The 22,455-nt window shown below is 66.7% G+C and carries 20 protein-coding genes; 13 read left to right on the top strand and 7 right to left on the bottom strand.

Features of this window, described 5'->3' with window-relative positions:
• Positions 1–14 precede the first annotated feature (14 nt).
• The gene (locus tag ACQR10_RS30330; protein WP_316216514.1) at positions 15–1,763 is read right to left on the bottom strand and encodes a methyl-accepting chemotaxis protein; all 1,749 of its coding nucleotides are present in this window, start codon (positions 1,761–1,763) and stop codon (positions 15–17) included.
• A gap of 220 nt (positions 1,764–1,983) precedes the next feature.
• On the opposite strand from ACQR10_RS30330, the gene ACQR10_RS30325 reads away from it, so the two are divergent.
• From ACQR10_RS30325 to ybgC, 7 genes are all read left to right on the top strand, one after another.
• Positions 1,984–2,730, top strand: coding sequence for a YebC/PmpR family DNA-binding transcriptional regulator (locus ACQR10_RS30325; protein WP_316216516.1), 747 nt, complete (start codon positions 1,984–1,986; stop codon positions 2,728–2,730).
• Between the two features lie 74 nt (positions 2,731–2,804).
• Entirely contained in the window at positions 2,805–3,332 is a 528-nt protein-coding gene (gene ruvC / locus ACQR10_RS30320) for a crossover junction endodeoxyribonuclease RuvC (RefSeq protein WP_316216517.1), read from the top strand.
• Positions 3,329–3,946, top strand: coding sequence for a Holliday junction branch migration protein RuvA (gene ruvA / locus ACQR10_RS30315; protein ID WP_008961684.1), 618 nt, complete (start codon positions 3,329–3,331; stop codon positions 3,944–3,946). The genes ruvC and ruvA overlap by 4 nt, the downstream gene beginning before the upstream one ends.
• Positions 3,947–3,992: 46 nt before the next feature.
• Positions 3,993–4,412, top strand: coding sequence for a cytidine deaminase (locus tag ACQR10_RS30310; RefSeq protein ID WP_315804798.1), 420 nt, complete (start codon positions 3,993–3,995; stop codon positions 4,410–4,412).
• Entirely contained in the window at positions 4,409–5,455 is a 1,047-nt protein-coding gene (ruvB, locus tag ACQR10_RS30305; protein ID WP_315804799.1) for a Holliday junction branch migration DNA helicase RuvB, read from the top strand. Before ACQR10_RS30310 ends, ruvB begins: the two co-directional genes overlap by 4 nt.
• Positions 5,456–5,539: 84 nt before the next feature.
• On the top strand, positions 5,540–6,460 hold the full coding sequence (locus tag ACQR10_RS30300) for a metallophosphoesterase (RefSeq protein ID WP_316216519.1): 921 nt from the start codon (positions 5,540–5,542) through the stop codon (positions 6,458–6,460).
• 66 nt (positions 6,461–6,526) lie between these two features.
• Positions 6,527–6,976, top strand: coding sequence for a tol-pal system-associated acyl-CoA thioesterase (ybgC, locus tag ACQR10_RS30295; protein WP_316216520.1), 450 nt, complete (start codon positions 6,527–6,529; stop codon positions 6,974–6,976).
• 304 nt (positions 6,977–7,280) lie between these two features.
• On the opposite strand, the gene ACQR10_RS30290 is transcribed toward ybgC, so the two are convergent.
• Both ACQR10_RS30290 and ACQR10_RS30285 read right to left on the bottom strand, forming a co-directional pair.
• On the bottom strand, positions 7,281–7,583 hold the full coding sequence (locus ACQR10_RS30290; RefSeq protein WP_316216521.1) for a hypothetical protein: 303 nt from the start codon (positions 7,581–7,583) through the stop codon (positions 7,281–7,283).
• A 338-nt stretch (positions 7,584–7,921) separates the two neighbouring features.
• Complete coding sequence (locus ACQR10_RS30285) at positions 7,922–8,449, bottom strand: ParB N-terminal domain-containing protein (protein ID WP_315804803.1); 528 nt, start codon at positions 8,447–8,449, stop codon at positions 7,922–7,924.
• Positions 8,450–8,725: 276 nt separating this feature from the next.
• Here ACQR10_RS30285 and ACQR10_RS30280 point away from each other — a divergent pair, with 276 nt between their 5' ends.
• Both ACQR10_RS30280 and ACQR10_RS30275 read left to right on the top strand, forming a co-directional pair.
• Positions 8,726–9,706, top strand: a complete 981-nt coding sequence (locus ACQR10_RS30280) for a catalase family peroxidase (protein ID WP_316216522.1) — start codon at positions 8,726–8,728, stop codon at positions 9,704–9,706.
• Positions 9,707–10,541: 835 nt separating this feature from the next.
• A complete protein-coding gene (locus ACQR10_RS30275; RefSeq protein ID WP_316216523.1) occupies positions 10,542–12,080 on the top strand; it encodes an outer membrane protein in 1,539 nt (512 codons plus the stop codon).
• An 84-nt stretch (positions 12,081–12,164) separates the two neighbouring features.
• Here the strand turns inward: ACQR10_RS30275 and ACQR10_RS30270 are convergent, their stop codons facing one another.
• Positions 12,165–14,354 carry a methyl-accepting chemotaxis protein gene (locus ACQR10_RS30270; protein WP_434848566.1) on the bottom strand — a complete coding sequence of 730 codons (2,190 nt, stop codon included), beginning with the start codon at positions 14,352–14,354 and terminating at the stop codon, positions 12,165–12,167.
• A 521-nt stretch (positions 14,355–14,875) separates the two neighbouring features.
• Positions 14,876–15,382, bottom strand: coding sequence for a hypothetical protein (locus ACQR10_RS30265; protein ID WP_316216525.1), 507 nt, complete (start codon positions 15,380–15,382; stop codon positions 14,876–14,878).
• A gap of 453 nt (positions 15,383–15,835) precedes the next feature.
• On the opposite strand from ACQR10_RS30265, the gene ACQR10_RS30260 reads away from it, so the two are divergent.
• From ACQR10_RS30260 to ACQR10_RS30245, 4 genes are all read left to right on the top strand, one after another.
• Positions 15,836–16,855: a helix-turn-helix domain-containing protein gene (locus ACQR10_RS30260; RefSeq protein ID WP_316216526.1), complete on the top strand. Its 1,020-nt coding sequence runs from the start codon at positions 15,836–15,838 to the stop codon at positions 16,853–16,855.
• 147 nt (positions 16,856–17,002) lie between these two features.
• Entirely contained in the window at positions 17,003–18,520 is a 1,518-nt protein-coding gene (gene adh / locus ACQR10_RS30255; RefSeq protein WP_315804808.1) for an aldehyde dehydrogenase, read from the top strand.
• A 443-nt stretch (positions 18,521–18,963) separates the two neighbouring features.
• Positions 18,964–19,485 carry a PAS domain-containing protein gene (locus tag ACQR10_RS30250; protein WP_315804809.1) on the top strand — a complete coding sequence of 174 codons (522 nt, stop codon included), beginning with the start codon at positions 18,964–18,966 and terminating at the stop codon, positions 19,483–19,485.
• Positions 19,463–20,773 (top strand): methyl-accepting chemotaxis protein, encoded by a 1,311-nt coding sequence (locus ACQR10_RS30245; protein ID WP_316216667.1) that lies wholly within the window; start codon positions 19,463–19,465, stop codon positions 20,771–20,773. Before ACQR10_RS30250 ends, ACQR10_RS30245 begins: the two co-directional genes overlap by 23 nt.
• 66 nt (positions 20,774–20,839) lie before the next feature.
• Here ACQR10_RS30245 and ACQR10_RS30240 read toward each other — a convergent pair whose 3' ends face one another.
• Together ACQR10_RS30240 and ACQR10_RS30235 are read right to left on the bottom strand one after the other, a co-directional pair.
• Positions 20,840–21,178 carry a Rieske 2Fe-2S domain-containing protein gene (locus ACQR10_RS30240; protein ID WP_316216527.1) on the bottom strand — a complete coding sequence of 113 codons (339 nt, stop codon included), beginning with the start codon at positions 21,176–21,178 and terminating at the stop codon, positions 20,840–20,842.
• A 239-nt stretch (positions 21,179–21,417) separates the two neighbouring features.
• Positions 21,418–22,365 (bottom strand): ABC transporter substrate-binding protein, encoded by a 948-nt coding sequence (locus tag ACQR10_RS30235; protein WP_316216528.1) that lies wholly within the window; start codon positions 22,363–22,365, stop codon positions 21,418–21,420.
• Positions 22,366–22,455: the final 90 nt, after the last annotated feature.

Here is a 22,455-nt window from a genome sequence, read left to right as displayed (position 1 = left end):
AATCGCCGCTTGGCTCACAATTTGTAGGCGGTGCGGAAGCCGCCCCAGTGCCGGCCGCGGACGCGGATCGGTACGTCGATTTCGCGCATCATGATGGTGTTGCCGTTGCCCATGTCGCGCGCGTAGCTCTGGATCAGATAGGGCCGCTGGTTGCGCCCGGCCGCGAGCCCGGCCGGATCGTTGAAGATGCGGCGGTTGCGGCTGTTGGCGGTATTGAAGGCGACATCGCCCGGCCGCTGCGGATGCGAATAGATCTTGTTGTGCACCGGCAGATAGCCGTTGCGGTCGATCGCGACGCAGAACGCCAAGCGCTGGTCCTTGGCCAGGAAGGCCTCCTGGAACGCAGGCAGCGCGCGCTCGGCCCAGTCGAGGATCCGGCTGCGATGCTGCTGCGGATTGGTGCCGGGGATCTCGACATAGTTGGTGTCGAACATGTCCTCGATCGTGACCTCGCCGCGCGCGACGGCGCTCTCGAACATCCGGTTCAGCTCGGTGCCGGCTTCCATGGCGCGGGTGACGAACTCGTTGTTCTCCTCGTGCAGCGCCCAGAGCTTGTCCTCGATCTTCTCGCGCAGTTCGGCACTTGGCGCATCGAACCGCGCCTGGGCGCCGGCCTTGACCTGCTCGGTGACGCGCAGGCGGCACGGACCGACGTCCTCCAGCACGGCGTCGAGACGCTCGTTCACGGGCAGGCGGCTGGCATCTGGGCCGGTGATCAGAAGGCCGTCGTTGGAAATCTCATAGACCGGCGCATCGATCGTACGTGCGCCCGACTTGATCTCGAGCTTGAGGTGACAGGGCAGACGCTCGCTGCCGCTGCGCACGGGCCGATCGCCCTGCCGCAGCAGCACGGCGCAGCGCGCCTTCAGCTTCTGGGCGTACATGGTCACGGCGCGCCCGGCGTTCGTGACGCGCTCGCCATAGCTCTCGGCCTGCTGGGTGGCGCTGCCGATGTCGGCGGCGCTGTCGACCACCGAGGATATGAACTGCGAGGCCTGGGCCGCATTGTTCGACATCTCGCCGGTGGTCTGGTTCTGTTCGGCGACGGCGCCGTTGACGTTGGTGAAGACGGGGCGGATCGCCTCGATCGCCTGGGCGATGCGGTGGACGGCGTCGGCCGAGCCGGCGGCGTCCTTCTGCAGTGCCTCGATCTTGCGCGTGATCTCCTCGGTCGCGTTCTGGGTCTGCACGGCGAGGGCCTTGACCTCGGTCGCGACCACCGCGAAGCCGCGGCCGGCCTCGCCGGCGCGGGCGGCCTCGATGGTCGAGTTGAGCGCGAGCAGGGTGGTCTGGCGCGCGATCTGGGAGATCAGGTTGACGACGTTGCCGATCGCCGCCGAGGATTCGCGCAGGCGGTCGACGTTGGCCCGGGCTTCCGTGGCGGCGGCGCTGGCCTGGTCGGCGAGCTGGCCGGCGTCCTGGACCTGGGCACGGATACCGTGGGCGGACTGGGTCACCTTCTCCGCGGCGTGGGCGAACGTCGCCGCCGTTCCTTGCGCGGCGCTGCTGCGCCCGCTCAGCGCATCGGCGCGCTGGCGAATGTCCGTCAGCGTCCCCGCCGTCGCCTCGGCGCCGCTGGCGACCGCATCGGCGGCGCGCTCGAGCTGGCGAATCATGCCGCCGAGTTCCAGCTCCAGCAGGTCGAGGATGGCCTTGGCCGAATCGGCATCCGACGACGTCGGCGGCTCCGGCGGGGCCACCGGCTTCGGTTCGGCCGCCGGATCGGGCGCAGAGGGTCGTCTTGCAAAGAAACCAAACGCCATGGGGTGGGCCCCGGTGCGGGTGAAAAGGTGCAGAGGGGCGGGATCGTTGCACTTGACTGTGAAGCCATGGTTAACATTGGCTTATGCTGCAGGGCACCCGGCCGGCTTCCCGAAGGGGGCAGCCACCGCAGAATCCACCTCAAATCTTTGATTTTGCCGATTCCCGGCCTATAAGGCCGCGCTTCCCTCATTGATCCCCTACGATTGCAAGAGACCTCGCATGGCCGGCCATTCCCAATTCAAGAACATCATGCATCGCAAGGGCCGGCAGGATGCGATGAAGTCCAAGCTGTTCGGCAAGCTGGCGCGCGAAATCACCGTCGCCGCCAAGCTCGGCACGCCCGACCCGGCGATGAACCCGCGGCTGCGCGCCGCCGTGGTCGCCGCCCGGGCCGAGAACATGCCCAAGGACAATATCGAGCGGGCCATCAAGAAGGCGCTCGGCGGCGAGGGCGACAATTATGCCGAGATCCGCTACGAGGGCTATGGCCCGGGCGGCGTCGCCGTCATCGTCGAGGCGCTGACCGACAACCGCAACCGCGCCGCCTCCGACATTCGCTCCTATTTCACCAAGTCCGGCGGCAATCTCGGCGAGACCGGCTCGGTCTCGTTCATGTTCGACCGCGTCGGGATCATCGAGTTCGACCGCAGCGTCGCCTCTGACGACGCGGTGCTGGACGCCGCGATCGAGGCCGGCGCGGATGATGTGATCTCGGGCGAGGGCGGCCACGAGGTCTATGCCTCGCCGGACAGTTTCCACGAGGTCGCCAAGAACCTCGAGGCCAAGTTCGGCGAGCCGCGCAAGGCGGCGTTGACCTGGAAGCCGCAGAACACGGTGGCGGTCGACGACGAGACCGGCGAGAAGCTGGTGAAGCTGATGGACCTCCTGAACGAGCACGACGACGTCCAGAACGTCTACGCCAATTTCGAGATTTCGGACGCGCTGATGGCGAAGATGGGCGGTTGACGGACGCTTGACCACGTCGTTCGTGCGTTCCGTTTATGTTTCCATCGGTGCGGCGCAAGGCTATCTCTGAACCCATGAAAGCCCAGCCGATTCGCGCAGCCGTCCGCATCATCGGGATCGATCCTGGCCTCCGCCGCACCGGCTGGGGCGTGATCGAGAGCGAGGGCAACCGCCTGATCTATGTCGGCTGCGGCTCGGTCGAGCCGCCCGACGACCTGCCGCTGGCGAACAGACTTCTCGCCATCCACGAGGGTCTCGCCAAGGTCCTGAATGACTTCCAGCCGCTTGAGGCCGCGGTCGAGCAGACCTTCGTCAACAAGGACGGCGTCGCCACCCTGAAGCTCGGCCAGGCCCGCGGCATCGCCATGCTGGCGCCGGCGATGTTCGGAATTTCGGTCGCCGAATACGCCCCCAACCAGGTCAAGAAGACCGTGGTCGGCGCCGGGCACGCCGACAAGGGCCAGATCGCGGTGATGCTGAAGATCCTGCTGCCGAAGGCCGAGCTGTCGTCGGCCGACGCGGCCGACGCGCTGGCGATTGCGATCACCCACGCCCATCACCGCCAGGGCCAGGCGCTGCGCATGAAGGTGGCCGGGCTATGATCGGCAAGCTCAAGGGGTTGATCGATTCCTACGCGGAGGATTTCGTCATCCTCGACGTCGGCGGCGTCGGCTATCAGGTGCACTGCTCGGCGCGCACGCTGCAGGCCTTGCCGTCGCCCGGTGAAGCCGCCACGTTGTCGATCGAGACCTATGTGCGCGAGGACCAGATCAAGCTGTTCGGTTTTCGCTCGGATGTCGAACGGGAATGGTTTCGCCTTTTGCAGACGGTACAGGGCGTCGGCGCCAAGGTCGCCCTCGCGGTCCTAGGCACTCTGCCGCCGGCGGACCTCGCCAATGCGATCGCGCTGCGCGACAAGGCCGCGGTGGCGCGCACGCCGGGCGTCGGCCCCAAGGTCGCCGAGCGCATCGTCACCGAGCTGAAGGACAAGGCGCCGGCGTTCGCCGATGTCGATCCCGGTGTCGTCAGGCTGTCCGGCGCCATCGAGGAATCCCGCGCGCCGCAGCCGATCGCGGACGCGATCTCCGCGCTCATCAATCTCGGTTATGGCCAGCCGCAGGCGGCTGCCGCCATTGCCGCCGCGTCACGTGCGGCCGGCGACAAGGCCGAGACCGCGCAACTCATTCGCCTCGGCCTCAAGGAGCTGGCGAAATAGGCTATCGTCGCCCGGCCGGGCGAGCAGAAGGACATCCGTTTACCCCATGGTGAGCAAGAAGGACAAGGAGCTGATCGAGGCGGCCGCATCAGCGGTGAAGAGCCGCTATCGCAACGATTGGCAGGAGGTCGGCGCAGCCATGCGCACGCGCGACGGCCGCATCATCACGGGCGTCAACATCGATGCCTATCTCGGCCGCAACGCCGTCTGCGCCGAGGCCATCGCGATCGGCCGCGCCATCACGGAGTACGGCGACCACGGCATCGAGACCATCGTCGCGGTGCGCCATCCCAAGCCCGGCGAGCCCGGCGAGGTCGCCGTGGTCTCGCCCTGCGGCACCTGCCGCGAGCTGATCCACGACTATGATGCCAAGGCGCGCGTCATCGTGCCGTCGAACGGCAAGGGGCCTGCGGCGGTGACCATCGGCGAGCTGCTGCCGAACAAGTACAGGCGCGGCAACGAATGAAGCCGCCTGCGCGCATGGTCAGTCCTGAGCGGCGCTCCGATGATGTCGGCGACACCGCGCTGCGTCCGCAGCAGCTGTCGGAGTTCGTCGGCCAGCAGCAGGCGCGCGCCAATCTGTCGATCTTCATCGAGGCGGCGCGCAAGCGCGGCGAGGCGCTCGACCATGTGCTGTTCGTCGGCCCGCCCGGCCTCGGCAAGACGACCTTGGCGCAGATCGTGGCGCGCGAGCTAGGTGTCGGCTTCCGCGCTACCTCGGGTCCGGTCATCGCTAAGGCCGGCGATCTCGCGGCGCTGCTGACCAATCTCGAAGAGCGCGACGTGCTGTTCATCGACGAGATCCATCGTCTCAGCCCGGCGGTCGAGGAGGTGCTCTATCCCGCGATGGAGGACTTCCAGCTCGACCTCATCATCGGCGAGGGACCGGCCGCGCGGTCGGTGAAGATCGATCTGTCGAAGTTCACCCTGGTCGGCGCCACCACCCGCGCGGGCCTGCTGACTAATCCGTTGCGTGACCGCTTCGGCATCCCGATCCGCCTGAACTTCTACACCGTCGAGGAGCTCGAAGGCATCGTCACGCGCGGTGCCCGCGTGCTCGGAGTCGGCATGACCGCGGACGGCGCCAACGAGATCGCGCGGCGCGCCCGCGGCACCCCGCGCATCGCCGGCCGGCTGCTGCGCCGTGTGCGTGACTTCGCCTCGGCGGCAAACGCGGACGCGATCGATCGCGCCATCGCCGATCACGCGCTGAGCGCGCTGGAGGTCGATGCCGCCGGGCTGGACGCGATGGACCGGCGCTATCTCTCGACCATCGCGCTGAACTACGGCGGCGGCCCGGTCGGCGTCGAGACCATGGCGGCGGCGCTGTCGGAGCCGCGCGACGCGATCGAGGACATCATCGAGCCCTATCTGATCCAATGCGGCTATCTGCAGCGCACGCCGCGCGGCCGGCTGCTGACCACGCACGCGTTCAAGCATCTCGGCCTGGCCGAGCCGAACCGCGATCCCAGCCAGTTCGGCCTGTTCGGCAATGAGGACGATGATTAACGAAACTGCTGACAATCTGCACAGACGCACCCGAAATCGGTTGCAATGATCAGGGAGAAGGGAGCCGCTGCGAGGAGTTTATCGATGCTGTCACGCCGTCGCTTTCTGTCATTCTCAGGCGGTCTTGCCGCGACCGGTTTTTCGACTGCGACCTATGGCGTCGGCGTCGAGCCGCTCCGTCTCGGCGTCACCGACTATCACATCCATCCGCACAACTGGCCCGCTGGGCTGAGACTGAAGATCGCGGCGATCGCCGATATCCATGCCTGCGATCCGTGGATGTCGCTGGTGCATATCGACGGGATCGTCCAGCGTGCCAATGCGCTGCAGCCGGATCTGATCGTCCTGCTCGGCGACTACGTCGCCGGTCATCGTCATCACATCGGACGCATCGACGCCGCCGCCTGGGCGCCGGTGCTCGGCGGCCTGAAGGCGCCGCTGGGCGTGCACGCCATCCTGGGCAATCATGATTATTGGGATGATCGAACCGTGCAGCGCGACGGCCGCGGCGCGCCGTATGCCCAGAAGGCGCTCGAGGCCGCCGGCATTCCCGTCTACGAGAACGACGTCGTGCGTCTCACGAAGAACGGCCATGCCTTCTGGCTTGCCGGCCTCGGCGATCAGTTGGCCTACATGCCGGCGCGCCGCTTTCGGCCGATGCCGCGGATCGGCATCGATGATCTCGCAGGGACGCTGCGTAAGGTGACGGACAGCGCCCCGGTCATTCTGCTGGCGCACGAGCCCGACGTCGCGCTTCGGGTGCCGCCGCGCGTGGCGCTGCAACTGTCGGGGCATACGCATGGTGGCCAGATCCGCCTGCTCGGCTGGTCGCCGGCCGTTCCCGCGCGCAATGGCGTCAATCTGGCCTACGGCCACATCCGCACCCAATGCGACGTGATCGTCTCCGGCGGCCTCGGCTGCAGCATCATGCCAGTCCGGATCGGCATGCCGCCGGAAATCGTGCTGGTCACCGTCGGCAGGGAACCCGTCGAGGTGACGTCCTAGCCTGCTCTTGCGCTGGCCGTTGAACTGGGCGAAACGATCGCCATTTCCGGCTATCGAGGGCGTACCTTGACCCATCACCATCTCGACGGCGAGATCCGCGACGGCCGTCACCACATGCAGGTCCGCGTCTACTACGAGGACACGGATTTCTCAGGCATCGTCTACCACGCCAACTACCTTCGTTTCATGGAGCGCGGCCGTACCAATCACCTGAGGCTGATGGGCGCCGAGCAGCACGCGCTGTTCGCGGAGGCGGCAAGCGAAGCCCCGGGTTTCGCCTTCGTGGTGCGCTCGATGACGCTCGACTTCCTGCGGCCGGCCCGCATGGACGACGTGCTCGACGTCGTCACCTGGCCCGTGGCGGTGAAGGGGGCGTCGATCACGCTGGCGCAGGAGGTCAGGCGCGGCGAGGAGGTGCTCGTCAAGGCCGACGTGAGAGTCGCGTTCATCAGCGGCGGCAGGGCGCAGCCGATACCGAAAGCGCTGCGCGACCTGATGAAGGCGGACATCGCCTAAAGACGTGCTAACGGCGGGGCGGGCGGAGGGATGAAGATGCGCCTGCCGGCGATCGCGACCTCGCCGCCGTCCGGTCGGCCGCGCCATTTGCGCCGCGAACGCGGCGACAGCTCCGAGAATAGGCTCTTTCAGCCGAAGGCGGCTGCGACGGAGGGACGTGGCGGCCAACGTCGCTGCCATTGGCATGCTCGCAGTGCTTGCCGCGCCCGTCGCATCGCGCTGAGTCGGACGGGCGTGATCGGAGTTGCCTAGCCCGTCCAGCACTGTCCTCCGCGGAGCAACGTGCGGGACGGACACGCGGCGCCTACGGGCAGAACCAGGCCGGTCCGATCTGCATGCAGCCCCGGCGGTGATGGTCGTGCGGGCGGAAGCGATAGCGGTGCCAGCCGGCAGGAGGACCGTGACGCCGTCCGTCGTGGCCGCGATAGCCGTGACGTCTTTGCTCGTGCTGCCAGCGACCGTCTCCGTTGCCGTGATCCCGCTGCGCAAGGCGCATCGGAGAAGCAGCCGCTTCGCCCTCATCTGCCGCGGCGGCCATCGGCGCCGCCGAGGCTCCGACGGAGCTGACGAGAAGGATGGCGGAGAGTGCAACGATGGTTGCTCGCATCAGGGGCTCCAATTCATTGTCGGGGTTGGGTTGTGCCGGTTGATGGGATGGCGCGGGTCGGCTTGGCTGCACGGCAACGCCGCGCCGGCTTTGCGGATTTCGTTCCCGCGAGTGTCAGCAACGTGCGGCCGCAGGGCGCGTTCCCCACGGATCGCCGCGAGAGGCGCGTCAAACTGCCCCTGCGCGGGCCGGGGTCCAGCGCTGCTGCGCGCATGTGCGGGGATGGACGTGACTGTGCTGAACTGCGACGCGAGGCGGCGGATCACGCTGCGCTGATCCGCCAGACGGACTGCCGCTCAATCAGACCGCGGCCGGGGGGCACTCGCGCGTTGAAACCGTCAGTATCGCCCGCCGCTGCGCTCTTGTTGCTTGATCCAATCCGACAAGGTCCGGGGCGACGATCCTTGTCCGGGGCGCGATGGCTTCGCGGTGGCAGTCCTGTTGCTCCGGTTCGTCGTCTCGGTCGGCCCGCGCGGGCGCGTCGCGGCATGGGCGCCCGAGACGCCTCTCGGGGCCGTTGCGAGCTTCTCCGCTTCCTCCTTCTCCAGCCGCAGCTTGCGCAGCCGCTCCATCTTCTCGCGCTCCGGATCGACCGGCGGCGGTGGCAGCTCGCGCTGGCGGGCTTCCTCGGCGGAGATCAGCAGACCCATGATGGCGCTTTCGCCGAGGGCCTTGCAGGCTTCGAGGCGGTGCAGACCTTCGACCAGGACAAAATGGTCCTTGTCGCGGCGGACGAGGATCGGCTCGCGCTGGCCGGCCTCCAAAATGCTTTCGGCCAGCGCGTCGACCGCGTCCTGCCTCAGCGCCTTGCGCTTCTTGTCGGGGACGTGGATCCTGTCGATGGGGAAGCTTTCCGGTGCGGACACAGTCGAAACTCCGTCGTGGGCGCGCCGTCCGGCGTCAGGGTCGGAGGGGGCACGATCCCCCGATCCGCACCGCGGAGGGAGGCAGACCGGACACGCGCGACTACAATAGAGACATTCGCCATCTCGCCGCAAGGAGCGGGTGACGGGGCGTAATGGCTCCTGTCAGACGGCAAGGTGGATCATGCGGTGAGGGGCGCCCATCGGCCGCGCTCGAAAGTCGCTCGCGCGTCAATTCATGCTGCTATGCTGCATCGCTCATACAGGAGGACGCCGCTCATGACGACACGTACACTCGTTGCCGCGCTGGCCGGGATTGCCCTCGCGTTGCCGGCCGCTGCCCTCGCACAGGAGCCGCCGGTCGAGGAGCAGCTCGTCAATGCGATGAACAAGGTGTTCGGCGTGCACGCCGGCTTTCGCGCCAATCACGCCAAGGGCGTCGTCGTCGAGGGCAAGTTCAAGCCGTCGGCCGAGGCGGCGACCTTGAGCAAGGCGTCGCTGTTCAGCGGCGGCGAGGTTCCGGTCACGGTGCGGTTCTCGGACTCCACTGGCGTGCCGAACCTGCCGGACGGCTCCGGCGACGCCAATCCGCACGGCATGGCGGTGAAGTTTCATCTCGCCGACGGCAGCGACATGGACCTCGTGATCAACTCGCTGAAATTCTTCCCTGTCTCGACGGGGGCGGAGTTACGCGATTTGTTCCTGGCGATCGCGGACTCCGGGCCGAACGCGGCCAAGCCGACCAGGCTCGAGCAGTTCATTGCCAGCCATCCCTCGGTGCCGGCGGCGCTCGGCACCATCGCGACGCCGGACAGTCTTGCCGACGAGGCCTATTTCGGCGTCAACGCCTTCGTCCTCGTCAACAAGGCCGGCGAGAAGCAGGCGGTGCGCTGGCAGATGCTGCCGGAGAAGGTCGTGCATATCGACAAGGAGGACGCGGCGAAACGTGCGCCGGACTTCCTGATGGCCGAGCTGCCGGCGCGGCTGAAGCAGGGGCCGGTGACGTTCCGCTTCAAGGCGCAGCTCGCCGCGGCCGGCGACGACACCAGGGATCCGGCAAAGCCGTGGCCTGACGATCGCAAGCTGGTCGAGCTCGGCGTGCTGACGATCGACAAGGCGGTCGAAGACAGTGACGCGGCGCAGAAGAAGCTGCTGTTCCTGCCGGGCCAGCTCACCGACGGCATCGAGGCCTCCGACGATCCGATGATCGACATCCGCAACGGCGCCTATGCCATCTCGTTCTCGCGGCGCAATCCGTGATGCCGATGGCATGACGCGAAATCGGCCGCGCGCCGCCGCGCCACATCCGGCCGCAATCATGGATGTTTCGCGGCGCGCTGCTCCGATGAATTGCCGCGACGTCGACGAAGGTCCGCCCCATTCGGTGCGATTGCGGCGGCCTTTGCCGCTTTCTCTTCTGATCGATGACGTCGCGCTGGTGATCGATGACGTCGCGCTGGCTGCGCAATAGCGGCGAAACCAAGGGCAGGACTTGTCGACGCGCATGGATAGCCGAGCGTCGGCGCGTCGACGGCGAAGGCGACCGCACAGACCAAGTGCCGCCCTCTTCGCTGTAGTGCAATCGGAGCGTGTGGTTGATGTGAAGGCCGACGATCGCGAGGTGCGCGCGATCAGGACGCATGCCGCCGAGCGCGCTCTGCGCTTGCTGTGAGTTCGGTGCGGACGTTCGTCTACTACGAACTCATGAGCCGCTGCGGCATCGCGTGTCGCGCCGTTTGTCGCAATCGTGTCGCGCGCTGCTTCATTTTGCCAGAATCCTGCATCTTGCGTGCAACAGTCAAAGCCGAATTTCGATCGCGTCGGCGTCGCGATCTGCATTCCTTCCGAATGACATTTTTCAATTCAGTTCGCGACACAATCTCACCCTCCTGATGCGGCCGCCGTTTGTTGCGGCACGTGTTCAGGAGTTGTGAGTTCGATGCGTCGCGTATTTGGCGTATGCCTTTGCCTATCTACTTTCGCAGGAAGTACGACATCGGTCTGGGCGACTGATCTCGCCTTGCCTCCCCCGCTCCCGCCGCCCGACGTCTTCGCCTACAGGTGGAGTGGCTGCCATGCCGGCGCGAACGCCGGGATGGCCTGGTCGCGTCAGCAGCAGACGTGGAGCCAGGTCGCCAATGCCGCCGCCGCGCCGGTTCAGCCCGTGCAGCAGCCCGTCGGCAACGCAAACAACCCGCCGGTGGTCAAGCCGCCTGTGGTTGCAAACCCCGCGCCGAACCCGCCGCCGCCGAACAACCCCGGCGGGAACAACGGCGGATGGAAGCCGCCGCCGCATAAGCCGCCGGGCAAGCCTCCGATCTGCGAGCGCAACGACAAGGGCTGGTGGCAGCCCGGCAAGCAGTATCATGGCGACAAGGATCACGGCTGGCCGAACGACAAGCCGTCCTACAAGCCCGATCACGACGGTGGTCATCATTGGCCACAGGTTGGATCGAAAGGCGGCGACAACAAGTCTTCCTGGCCGTCGGCTCCATCCAAGAACAAGGACGACAATTACAACGACGTCAAATATGGCAGCGGCTGGTTCGACAAGCCTCACGACGACGACCATGGCAAGTCGAGCGGCTGGTCGCAGCTGCATTCGAGCGGCTACTCCGACCGATCGGCTTGGCTGCACCGTGATCGGCAGGACGATCACGACAAGCCGGCTTCCGGCTGGGGTGGGAAGAAGGACGACGGCACCGACAAGCCGCTTGGTTTCGGCTGGTCGAAGCAGCCGATGAAGAGCGAGCGTGACAGCTACGCCTGGATGAAGCCGGATGACCGGAACGACGACAAGCATGGCGGCTACGGCTGGGGCGGCAAGCCGCACGACAATGACGACGGCAAGGGCGGCTATGGCGACAAGCAGCCCGACAAGGATCATTGGCAGCAGCAGGGCGGCAATTACCATCATGGCGGATGGCCGCATCATCCGGACAAGCCCTGGCCGCCGAAGAATCCGCCGCCGAACAATGGCGGCGGTCAGCCGAACCCGCCGCCACAGGCCAACAATGGCAATCCGCCGGCGCAGAATCCACCGCCGGTGGCCGGCGGCGGCAACGTGGCGCCGCTGCCCGTCGCGGCCGTGCAGATTCCGACCGCCATCTCCAGCAATGGCAGCGACGTCGTCGGCGGCCTGCAGCTCGGTTGCGACTACCAGATGGACCGCTTCGTCGTCGGCATCCAGGCGATGGCCGATCTCGGCATCATCAACGCGTCGAGCCAGCTCGGACCGGCGCTGACGATGAACACGCGAACCAGCAACCTCTACACCGCCACGGTGCGTGCAGGCTATCTCGTGACGCCTGAGATCCTGGCCTATGTGCGCGGTGGCGCGGCGTGGACACGGACCAATGTTTCGGTCGTCAACACCGCCACCGGACAGTCCGCCAGCGTGGCGTTCAACCGCAGCGGCTGGACGGTCGGCGCCGGCGTCGAGTGGATGTTCGCCCGCAACTGGTCAGCCTTCGCCGAGTATGATTACGCCGATTTCGGCACGGTGACCGGCACGCTGCCGGGCGCCGCCGCGATCACCGGCGGGCCGAACGTCGTCAGCCAGAAGACCCAGCTCCACACGGCGATGATCGGCGTCAACTACCGCTTCGAGATGCTGTCGCGCGGCGGCCGCTGAGATCAGCGGCGGACGCATCGCATCCAACACGATAAAGGCCGCCTGGATCATCCAGGCGGCCTTTTCGCTTTTGTCGGCCGGCGTTCAGCTGGCGCGCACCGAGGTCAGGAACTTGCCGACCTCCTCCCTCAGTCGGCCGCTGTCGCGCGACAGCAGCTTGGCCGCGGACAGCACCTCGGATGACGCCGTCCCGGTGTTGCTGGCGCCGCGCTGCACGTCGGTGATGTTCGACGAGACCTGCTGCGTGCCCTGGGCCGCCTGCTGGACGTTGCGCGAGATCTCCTGCGTCGCCGCGCCCTGTTGCTCGACGGCGGCGGCGATGGTGGCCGAGATCTCCGACAGCCTTTCGATGGTCTCGCTGATCTCGCGGATCGCGCCGACGGACTCCTGAGTGGCGGTCTGGATGCCCGCGATCTGCTGGCCGATGTCCCCGGTCGCCTTCGCGGTCTGCTCGGCGAGCGCCTTGACCTCGGTGGCGACCACGGCGAAGCCGCGTCCGGCATCGCCCGCCCGCGCCGCCTCGATGGTGGCGTTGAGGGCGAGCAGGTTGGTCTGGCCGGCGATGCTGTTGATGAGCTCGACGACGTCGCCGATGCGCGCCGCCGCCTTCGAGAGCTCGCCGACCCGTCCGGTGGTGGAGCGTGCCTGCGTCACGGCTTCGTTGGCCATGCGCGCGGATTGCTGCACCTGGCGGCTGATCTCGGTCACCGAGGAGGCCATCTCCTCGGTGGCGGACGCCACGGACTGCACGTTGGTCGACGCTTGTTCCGAGGCGACTGCGACCGTGGTCGCGAGCGACTGCGCCCGCTCCGCGGTCGCGCTCAACGATCCGGCCGACGTCTCCAGCGTGCCCGAGGCGGCCGACACGGTTTCGACGATGCCGCCGACCGACGCCTCGAACTGATCCGCCATCGCGTTCATCGCGTGGCGCCGCTGGGCGTCGGCGGCCGCCTGGTCCTCGGCGCGCTGCGCGATGCTCTGCTTCAGGTCGCCCTGCATCGCCTTCAGGGAGGTGGCGAGGGCGCCGACCTCATCCGCCTGCTCGATGGTCAGGGTCTGGTTGAAGTCGCCTTTGGCGATGCCATTGGCGAATACGGCGCAATCCCGGATCGGACGGGCAATGCCCCGTGCCGCGACCCAGATGAGGAAGATCGCAAGCGCCGTAATCACCGCTCCGACCCCGAGCTGCCACAGCGTGTTGCTGGTCGAACGGCCGCTGAGCGAGGCGTCGAGCTGCCGTGCCGAGGCGAGTACCACGTCGCGTGGGATCGAGATCACGACCGACCAGGGCGTGTCGGTGAGACCGAATGTGATCGGGGCGTAGATGTCGACATTGGGATTGCTGGGCTCGTCGAGGACGGTGCCCTTGCCGGTGCGGACGATGGCGGCGCTGTCGGTCCAGCGCGAGTCGGCCTCGGCGGCGGGCCTGCCGATGACGTTCTGATTGGCGCTGTCGGCGACGACGAGGCCGGTGTCGTTCAGGATCACGACCTTGCCCTTGCCGTCGAACAGGGAGGTATTGATCTTGACCGCCAGCCTCTGCACGAAGTCCAGATTGTAGTCGGCGCCCGCAACGCCGCGGAATTTGCCGTCGATCATGACGGGCACCGACATCGTGGCCAGGAACACCGGCTTGCCCTGGACGATGTAGGGCAGCGGCCCGAGAATGTTCTCCTTCGCGGTAGTGCTCGGGTTGATGTACCAGGCGCCCTTCACGAGGCCATTCTGATGGCGCTCGCTGCTGTCGTACTCGACCAGCGGCTGGACGGCGATCGCGCCGCCGGCGCTTCGCGTCCAGTAAGGGAGAAAGCGGCCGGTGTGATCGGAGCCCATCTCCTTGTTGGCCTTGAAGGTGCTATCGTTGCCGTCGAGCGCATCGGGCTCCCAGGCCGAGTAGGTGCCGTTGAAGGCGGGATTGAGCTCCAGGACACGCCGCAGCACGGCGTTGAGCTGCGCGCGGCGTGCGCTCGCGGCGGTCCCGGTCTTGGCATCGGCCAGAACCGCAAAGGACTGCGCCAGCGTGCGCGCCGCGTCGAACCCGACCTCCAGCTCGGCCTTGATGACGTTGGCCTCGGTGGATGCCCGGTTCATCAGGCTCTCCTTGGTCTGGCGATCGACCAGCTGCATGACCTCGTGGTTGACGTACTGGTTCATGCTCTGCGTCGAGAACAGGCCGTAGCCGATCAGGATGACGCAGGTGAGCGCGAGGCAGAAGCCGGCGATCAAGGCAATCTTGGTCTGGATGGAGCGTATTGCCGCAAAGGATAGGCGCATGTTTCCCTCTCATATTGCTTCGCGAGACCGGCAATGACGTTCGTCGGTGCGAAGCGCGTGCGGGAACCATCCGCGACGGGGATTAACGCGTTTTGAGAAACTGGATTCGTGCGGGGGCTTCCGGCCCCATTCGGGCGAGAGAGTGTCGCAGCCTTGCGACACCCCCGTAGTCATCCGGGGCCTCTGTGCCGGTGCGACTGCCCTCACCGACGGAGGAGGGGCGCTCTCGCTGCGCTTCCCCGGACACCGCTCGGTGCAGTCGTGCGCCGTCCGGTGACAAGTCGCGCACACCGCGGACAACGCGGTCTCGTTCGTCCAGGTGACCTGTTTCGTCGGGAAGCGCCTTGCACCGCCTGGTGCCCTCGGGGGCCGCGGCCGCCTTGCGGCACCTGTCATGGCCGATGCGAAGGGAGCTGCCGTCGAACGAGCCGCGTCCCTGCGTCGTCCAGATCGTCTGCTCGCCGCCGGTCACCGCGGTGGCAGCGGCGATGCGGGGGACTTCGGTCGACATGTGCTCCTGGTCATGAGCCGGAATTCTTCGACGGACAGACGTTGCCCGGCCCGACATCCGGCTCCGCCGAAGAGTGATGCTGCATGATCTTTCCGTTGTGAAAGATGTAGGTGTAGCGTGCGCGTAGCAGGATCGGGGTGGGCTGCCCGTTCAGCGCGAACTCGTAGAGCCCGCTTGCAAATGTGTAGTCGCAGCCGCCGATCTCCGCCTTGTTCGGATCGACCGTGACTCTTGGCTTCTTCTTGAGGAAATCTACGAAATACTTCCTGATGTCTGCTTCATTGGTCAAGGGACCGTTGGCGCAGGTTGGCAGCAGGACCGCGTCTTTGGGAGCATAGGTCCTGAGAACCGGCGCTGGATCCGTTGACGAGGAGTTGTTCAACGCCTCCGCCCAGTTCGCCACGAGGCGGCGGACCTGATCGGTTTGGCATTGAAGCCGGCCCTTCCGCGACCAGCCCTCGGACGGAAAGGCGAGAAGGAGGAGGGCAGCAGATCCAAGCAGGGCGATGTGTTTCATGACGTGGCCTCGTCGCGGCATTCGTGGCAGGCTCGGTCGGGCAACGGTGCCCGCCTTGGCCTTTCATTCGACGGATCGTGTGATGGCTCGAATGAGGACGCGGACGGGCATTCGCGAGGGGCGTCTCAACTCACTCCACGTGCACGATCAAGCAAGGTCGGACGCCGATGATGCAATGGCGATGGTCAGACTAGCGGGGCGAAGGTTTTCACGTAAAGATAGCAAATACTAATTGATGCATCTCTTGAGTGTGTCGGACATCAGCCTTGGATAGAGCAGGGGACGTCGGGAGCACCGCAGCAGGGCCATCTTCGTGCGTATTCTGGTGGCGACCGGCTTCATCACCGTTCCTTGACGCGCGTCAAGGAGCGGTGCTGTATTTGCTCCAATATGCCGCCAAGTCGGGCTGCGCGTGGAACGCAGGGCCTGGGGGAGAGAGCCGGGAGGACGGACATGGGGCGTTCGCCCGGGAATGCCCATTCGGATCGCGTGCTCGACGCCCTCGCCAAGGGCGATGCGAAGCCTGACGACAGGCCGGGAAACAGAGCTGACTGCAAAGCAGACAAGACCACGCCGGCGGTCTCGGCGCTGGCGGCATCATGGCGCCGCTCCGGCCATCTGCATGCGCTCGATCCTGCCACCCCGAAGCTGCCGGCCCGGCTGACGGCCGCCGAGATCGCTGATGCGCGCGCCCGGCTCGGGCGGCTGCTCGCGATCGCGCAAGCGAGCCTCGACCGGCTGTTCCTGGCGGTCGGGGGCGTCGGCTGCTCGGTGCTGCTGGCCGATGCCGAGGGCACCGTGCTCGAGCGCCGCGGCGCGCGCGGCGACGACGCCACCTTCGAATCCTGGGGCCTGTGGACCGGCGCGGTGTGGAGCGAGCGGCACGAGGGCACCAACGCGATCGGCACCTGCCTGGTCGAGAAGCGGCCGCTGACCATCGACCGCGACCAGCACTACCTGTCGCGCAACGCGCGCCTGTTCTGTACCACGGCGCCGATCTTCGACGAGCATGGCCAGCTCAAGGCCGCGCTCGACGTCTCCTCCTGCCGTGCCGATCTGACCGAAGGCTTCAGTCGGCTGATCGCGACCACCGTCGCGGATGCCGCGCGGCTGATCGAGGCGGAGAATTTCCGCCAGGCCTTTCCACACGCCCGCATCGTGCTGACGCCGGACAGCGAGCGCGAGATCAACTCGCTGCTGGCGGTCGATCGCAACGACCTCGTCATCGGTGCCACACGGGCGGCGCGGCGGGCGCTCAACCTGTCTCCGTCCGCGCTGGCGCGCCCGGTGCCGGCCGGCGACCTGATCAAGGACACGACCACCGGTGGCGACGACATCGACGCCGCCGAGCGCGCCGTGCTGAAGCGCGCGCTGGCGCGCGCCGGCGGCAACGTCTCGAAGGCGGCGAAGGAGCTCGACATGTCGCGCGCCACCCTGCACCGGAAGATGAAGCGGCTCGGGCTCGAGCGATGAACGCGCCGCGACTGTCGAATCGCAGCCAACATGTCGCAGAACTGCGACACTTGTTCGGACGCGCTCGTTTCAGCCTCTGGTCTGTCGTGCCGGTTTGATCGAGCCTCCCTGCAACGCCGTGTGCATCGGCGTGAATGGGAGAGAGAGATGACCAAGGTTGACGTCAATGCGGCGCTCAAGCCGCCTTTCGCTGCGCGTTACGACAACTTCATCGGCGGCGCCTGGAAGGCCCCCAACGCCGGCAAATATTTCGACAACATTTCGCCGATCACCGGCCAGCCGGTGTGCCAGATCGCGCGCTCCGATGCGTCCGACATCGAGGCCGCGCTCGACGCCGCGCATGCCGCCAAGGACGGCTGGGCCCGTACCAGCGTGACCGAACGCGCGATGGTCCTCAACAGGATCGCCGACCGCATGGAGGCCAATCTCGACAAGCTCGCGCTCGCCGAGACCTGGGACAACGGCAAGCCGATCCGCGAGACCACCGCCGCCGACATCCCGCTCGCCATCGATCACTTCCGTTATTTCGCCGGCGTGATCCGCGCCCAGGAAGGCTCGATCGCCGAGATCGACCACGACACCATCGCCTATCACTTCCACGAGCCGCTCGGTGTCGTCGGCCAGATCATTCCGTGGAATTTCCCGATCCTGATGGCGGCGTGGAAGCTCGCGCCGGCGCTCGCCGCCGGCAATTGCGTCGTGCTCAAGCCGGCCGAGCAGACGCCGGCCTCGATCCTGGTGCTGATGGAAATCGTCGGCGACCTGCTGCCGCCGGGTGTGCTCAACGTCGTCAACGGCTTCGGCCTCGAAGCCGGCAAGCCGCTGGCGTCGTCGAACCGCATCGCCAAGATCGCCTTCACCGGCGAGACCTCGACGGGGCGCCTGATCATGCAATACGCCTCGCAGAACCTGATCCCGGTGACGCTGGAGCTCGGCGGCAAGTCGCCGAACATCTTCTTCAAGGACGTCTGCGCCGAAGATGACGACTTTCTCGACAAGGCGATCGAAGGCTTCGTGATGTTCGCGCTCAACCAGGGCGAGGTCTGCACCTGCCCGAGCCGCGCGCTCATTCACGAGTCGATCTACGAGCGCTTCATGGAGCGCGCGCTGCAGCGCGTCGGGGCGATCGTGCAGGGTAGCCCGCTCGATCCGGCGACGATGATCGGCGCGCAGGCCTCCTCCGAGCAGATGTCCAAGATCCTGTCCTACATCGACATCGGCAAGCAGGAGGGCGCGCAGCTCCTGATCGGCGGCGAGCGCAATGTGCTCGGCGGCGATCTCGCCGGCGGCTACTACGTCAAGCCGACGGTGTTCAAGGGGCACAACAAGATGCGCGTGTTCCAGGAGGAGATCTTCGGACCCGTGGTCTCGGTCACGACCTTCAAGACCGAGGACGAGGCGCTGGCGATCGCCAACGACACGCTCTACGGCCTGGGTGCCGGCGTGTGGAGCCGCGACGCCAACACCTGCTACCGCTTCGGCCGCAACATCCAGGCGGGGCGCGTCTGGACCAACTGCTATCACGCCTACCCGGCGCATGCGGCATTCGGCGGCTACAAGCAGTCCGGCGTCGGACGCGAGACCCACAAGGTGATGCTCGACCACTACCAGCAGACCAAGAACATGCTGGTCAGCTATAGCCCGAAGAAGCTCGGCTTCTTCTGAGGCAGGGGGCGCCGGGCCGGTCGGGCATGAGCGCCCCGACCGGCCCGTGCGCGTCTCATGAGGTTGCGGGGCGTCACGTACGCACCTCCTGGTCCTTGTGCCACATCTTCCGACAAGGCGACGGCCGACGCGATCCTCCGGCCAGCGGTCCGCACCGATCGCCGGCCATCGAGCCGGCGCGCCCCGTCCCCGCCGCGGGCGCCACCTGTATTCTGGCGGGGGCTCCCAGTTAACGCGATGTTTCACAGTTAACGTCAGATTGAGGCCGGGAGGCGGACAGCCTTCTCCTGGGCCCGGCGAAAGCCGGCCGATGGGGTCCTGGCGACACCTGGCCGCACGCCGGGCGGCGCCGGTTGTGCCCGCGCGTCGACCGGACCGGCCGTACGGGCCGGGCCATCCCGTCTGTCCGCCCCGCATCGTGATGACCGCAAGGAGGACCAGTCATGGCCCACATTGTGAAACCGACCGGCATCGAGCACATGCTCGGCGAAGAAGACCTGATCGTCTCGAAGACCGACCGCAAGGGACGCATCACCTACGCCAACGACGTCTTCGTTCGCATGGCCAGGTACAGCTATGACGAGCTCCTGGGAGCGCCTCACAGCCTGATCCGCCATCCCGAGATGCCGCGATGCGTCTTCAAGCTGCTGTGGGACACGCTGGAGGCCAAGCGCGAGATCTTCGCCTATGTCGTCAACCTGGCCAAGGACGGCAGCCATTATTGGGTGCTCGCCCATGTGACGCCGACGCTGGACGACCAGGGCAATATCATCGGCTACCATTCCAACCGCCGCAGACCCGAGCGTGGGCCGATCGAGAGCCTCAAGCCGATCTACAAGACGTTGTGCGACGAGGAGGCGCGCCACGCCAATGCCAAGGACGGCCTGCGCGCAAGCTTTGACATGATGGTCTCGGCGATCAAACAACAAGGCGTTGATTATGATGAGTTCGTGCTCTCTCTCTAAGGCCCAGATCGCGATCGCGGCCGCGGCGCTGCTGGCACTCGGCGGGCTGGCCTGGCTCGTCGTCGCCGGCGCGACCCCGCCCGCCGCAGGCGGAGCGCTGCTCATCGCTGTTGCGCTGCTGCTCGGCCTTGGCTTGTGGCAACTGCGGGTGGCATCTGCCGTGATCGCGGAGGCGGCCAAGGTCTGTCACAGCGCAGCCAAGGGCAATCTCGAGCCGCGGCTGCTGAGCCGGCGCCAGCACGGCGACATAGGTCTGTTGCAGAAATCGATCAACGACATGCTCGACATCACCGACGCCTTCGTGCGCGAGGCGTCGGCGTCGATGGACTATGCCAGCCGCGGCAAGCATTTCCGCAAGATCATGGTGCGGGGCCTGCCTGGCGCATTCCGCCGCTCGGCGGCGATCATCAACCAGGGCACCGACGGCCTCGGCCGCCGGGTGGTCGACATTGCGGGTCTGGCACGGCAGTTCGGCACGCAGCTCGATCAGATCGTCGTCAGCCTCGTCGGCGCGGCGGGGGATCTCGAGTCCGACGCCGGCCACGTCGCGACGGCCGCGACGGAAACCAGCCGCCGCACCGAGGATGTGATCGCGGCTTCGGGGCGCGCGTCGTCCAATGTGCAGACGGCGGCGGGCGCGGCGGATCAGCTCGCGTCCTCGATCGCCGAAATCGGCCGGCAGGTCTCACGCTCCACCGAAAGCGCGGGGCGTGCGGTCGGTGAGGCCAACCGTGCCGGCGGCGAGATCCGCGAGCTTGCCGATGCGGCGGTCCGGATCGGTGACGTGGTCAAGCTGATCAGCGAGATCGCTGAACAGACCAACCTCCTGGCGCTGAATGCGTCGATCGAGGCGGCGCGGGCCGGCGATGCCGGGCGCGGCTTTTCCGTCGTTGCGGCCGAGGTCAAGAGTCTCGCCGACCAGACCGCCAAGGCGACCGAGGAGATCAGCGCCAAGGTCAACGAGATGCAGCACTCGACCTCGACGTCGGTCGCGGCGGTCGAGGCGATCGCGCGGACGATCGCCGAGATCGACGAGATCGCGTCCACCATCTCGGCCGCGGTCGACCAGCAGGCGGCGGCGACGCAGAACATCGCGCACAACGTTCAGGAAGCCTCGTCCGGCACGGCACGGGTCGCGTCAGACGTCGGCGCGATCAGCAGCGCTGCCGCCGACACCGGCCGGATCGCATCGCGAGTCAACAATGCCTCCGAGCGGGTCCATGGCGAGGTCGAGACGCTGCGTCGCGAGGTCGACCAGTTCATGAAGCGGCTGATGGTGACCGGATAGCCGGCGCTACATGCGGCCAGATGTCTGCCGCGCGACCGTCGAGCGCCCGTGGCCGGTCTTGCCCGATCAGCTTGCGGCGCGTGCCGGCTTCACCGGCCCGACATCCACCAGGATCTCATCGCCCTCGACTTGCAGCGGGTAGACGTGCAGCGAATTGCGGACGAGGTGGGTGACGCACTTGCCATGGGTGGCGTCGAAGCCCCATTGATGGTGCGGGCAGGTGATCGTCCGGCCGTCGAAGGTCGCTTCCGTCAGTGGCACGTCGGCATGCGGGCAGCGGCCGCGATAGGCCTTCAACTCGCCGCCACGGGGCCAGAGCAGCAGCACGCTCTTCTTGCCGACCTGGTACAGACCCATGCCGCCTTCGGCCATGGCGGTTGTCGGACAGACTGCGGTGAAAGCCATCGGATCGGCTGCTGATTGATGCCGTCAGGCAGGCCCACGCAAGTTCCGGACCAGCGGGGAGGGCGATCTGCACCGCCCGATCAAGTGGATCATTGTCGCAAATGCGACAGACGTGGACTGCCATGCTGATTGTCGTGACGCCCGCGCATTTCAGTTCCCAAAGCAAGACGCCGCCCGGCAAGGGGCGGCGCCGAACCTCATGTGGGATGTTCGAGCTATGTCGGGTCGGCTATTCCTGGCTATTCCTTCCGCTCCGAGGTCCAGCCCTTGTACTCGCCGACATTGTCGCGCGTGATCAGCTTGGAGGGCAGCAGCTCGACGGTCGAGGCGGGCTTCTGGCCGTTGAGCAGGCCGACGCCGATCTGCACGGCGCGGCGCGCCATGAAGAACGGATCCTGCGAGGCCGAGGCCTGGATCTGCTGCGAGGCCGGATCCTTCAGCGCGGCTTCGATGTCGGGCGCGCCGTCGACCGCGGTGATGACGATGCCGGTGCGCCCCTGCTGACGCGCGGCGAGATCGGTGCCGATCGCCTGCGGATCGTTGATGGCGAAGATCGCGTCGATCTTGGGGAAGCGCGTCAGATAGCCCTGCGTCACCGTGAGGCCGCCCTCGCGCGAACCCTTGCCGTCCTGGTCGCTCGACAGCACCTTGATGCCAGGAGCCTTGGCGAACACGCTCTTGCAGCCGTTGACGCGGTCGATCACGGCCGACACCTGCGGTCCGTTCTCGATGATGACGTCGCCCTTGCCGCCGAGCTTGTCGACGATGTACTGGCACGAGATCTCGCCGGCCTGCACGTTGTTGGTGGTCACGGTGGCGTCGGCGCCCTCGGCCGCGGTGTCGACCGCGACGACGATGATGCCGGCGGCCTGCGCCTTCTTGATCGCAGGACCCACCGCCTTCGGATCACCCGGATTGAGCAGGATCATGTCGACGCCCGCGGCGATGAAGTTGTCGATCTGGGTGACCTGCTTGCCGAGATCGTATTCGAAGCCGACCGCGGTGATCTTGACGTTCGGGTTGGTCTTCTTGGCCTCGAACTCCGCGCCCTTCGACAACGCGACGAAGAACGGATTGCCGAGCGAGCCCAGTGAGACGCCGATCGATTTCAGCTCCTTGGCCGACAACGGCGCGGAGCTCATCACGAGCGCAAGCGCGGCACCGGCAAACAAAACCGACTTCAACATTGGTTTCCTCCCTGGCCCTTCCTGTTCGTCTACGCACGGCGGACCAGTGGCCGTGGAAGAATGCGTCGCGGCGGGCCCCGGTGGAGCCCG

Origin of the sequence: Bradyrhizobium sp. HKCCYLRH2060 (genome assembly GCF_051168135.1) — a bacterium.
In the GTDB taxonomy this organism is placed as follows: domain Bacteria; phylum Pseudomonadota; class Alphaproteobacteria; order Rhizobiales; family Xanthobacteraceae; genus Bradyrhizobium.
Note: the sequence above shows the minus strand (reverse complement) of the source record. Positions and strands in the feature narration are given on the sequence as shown.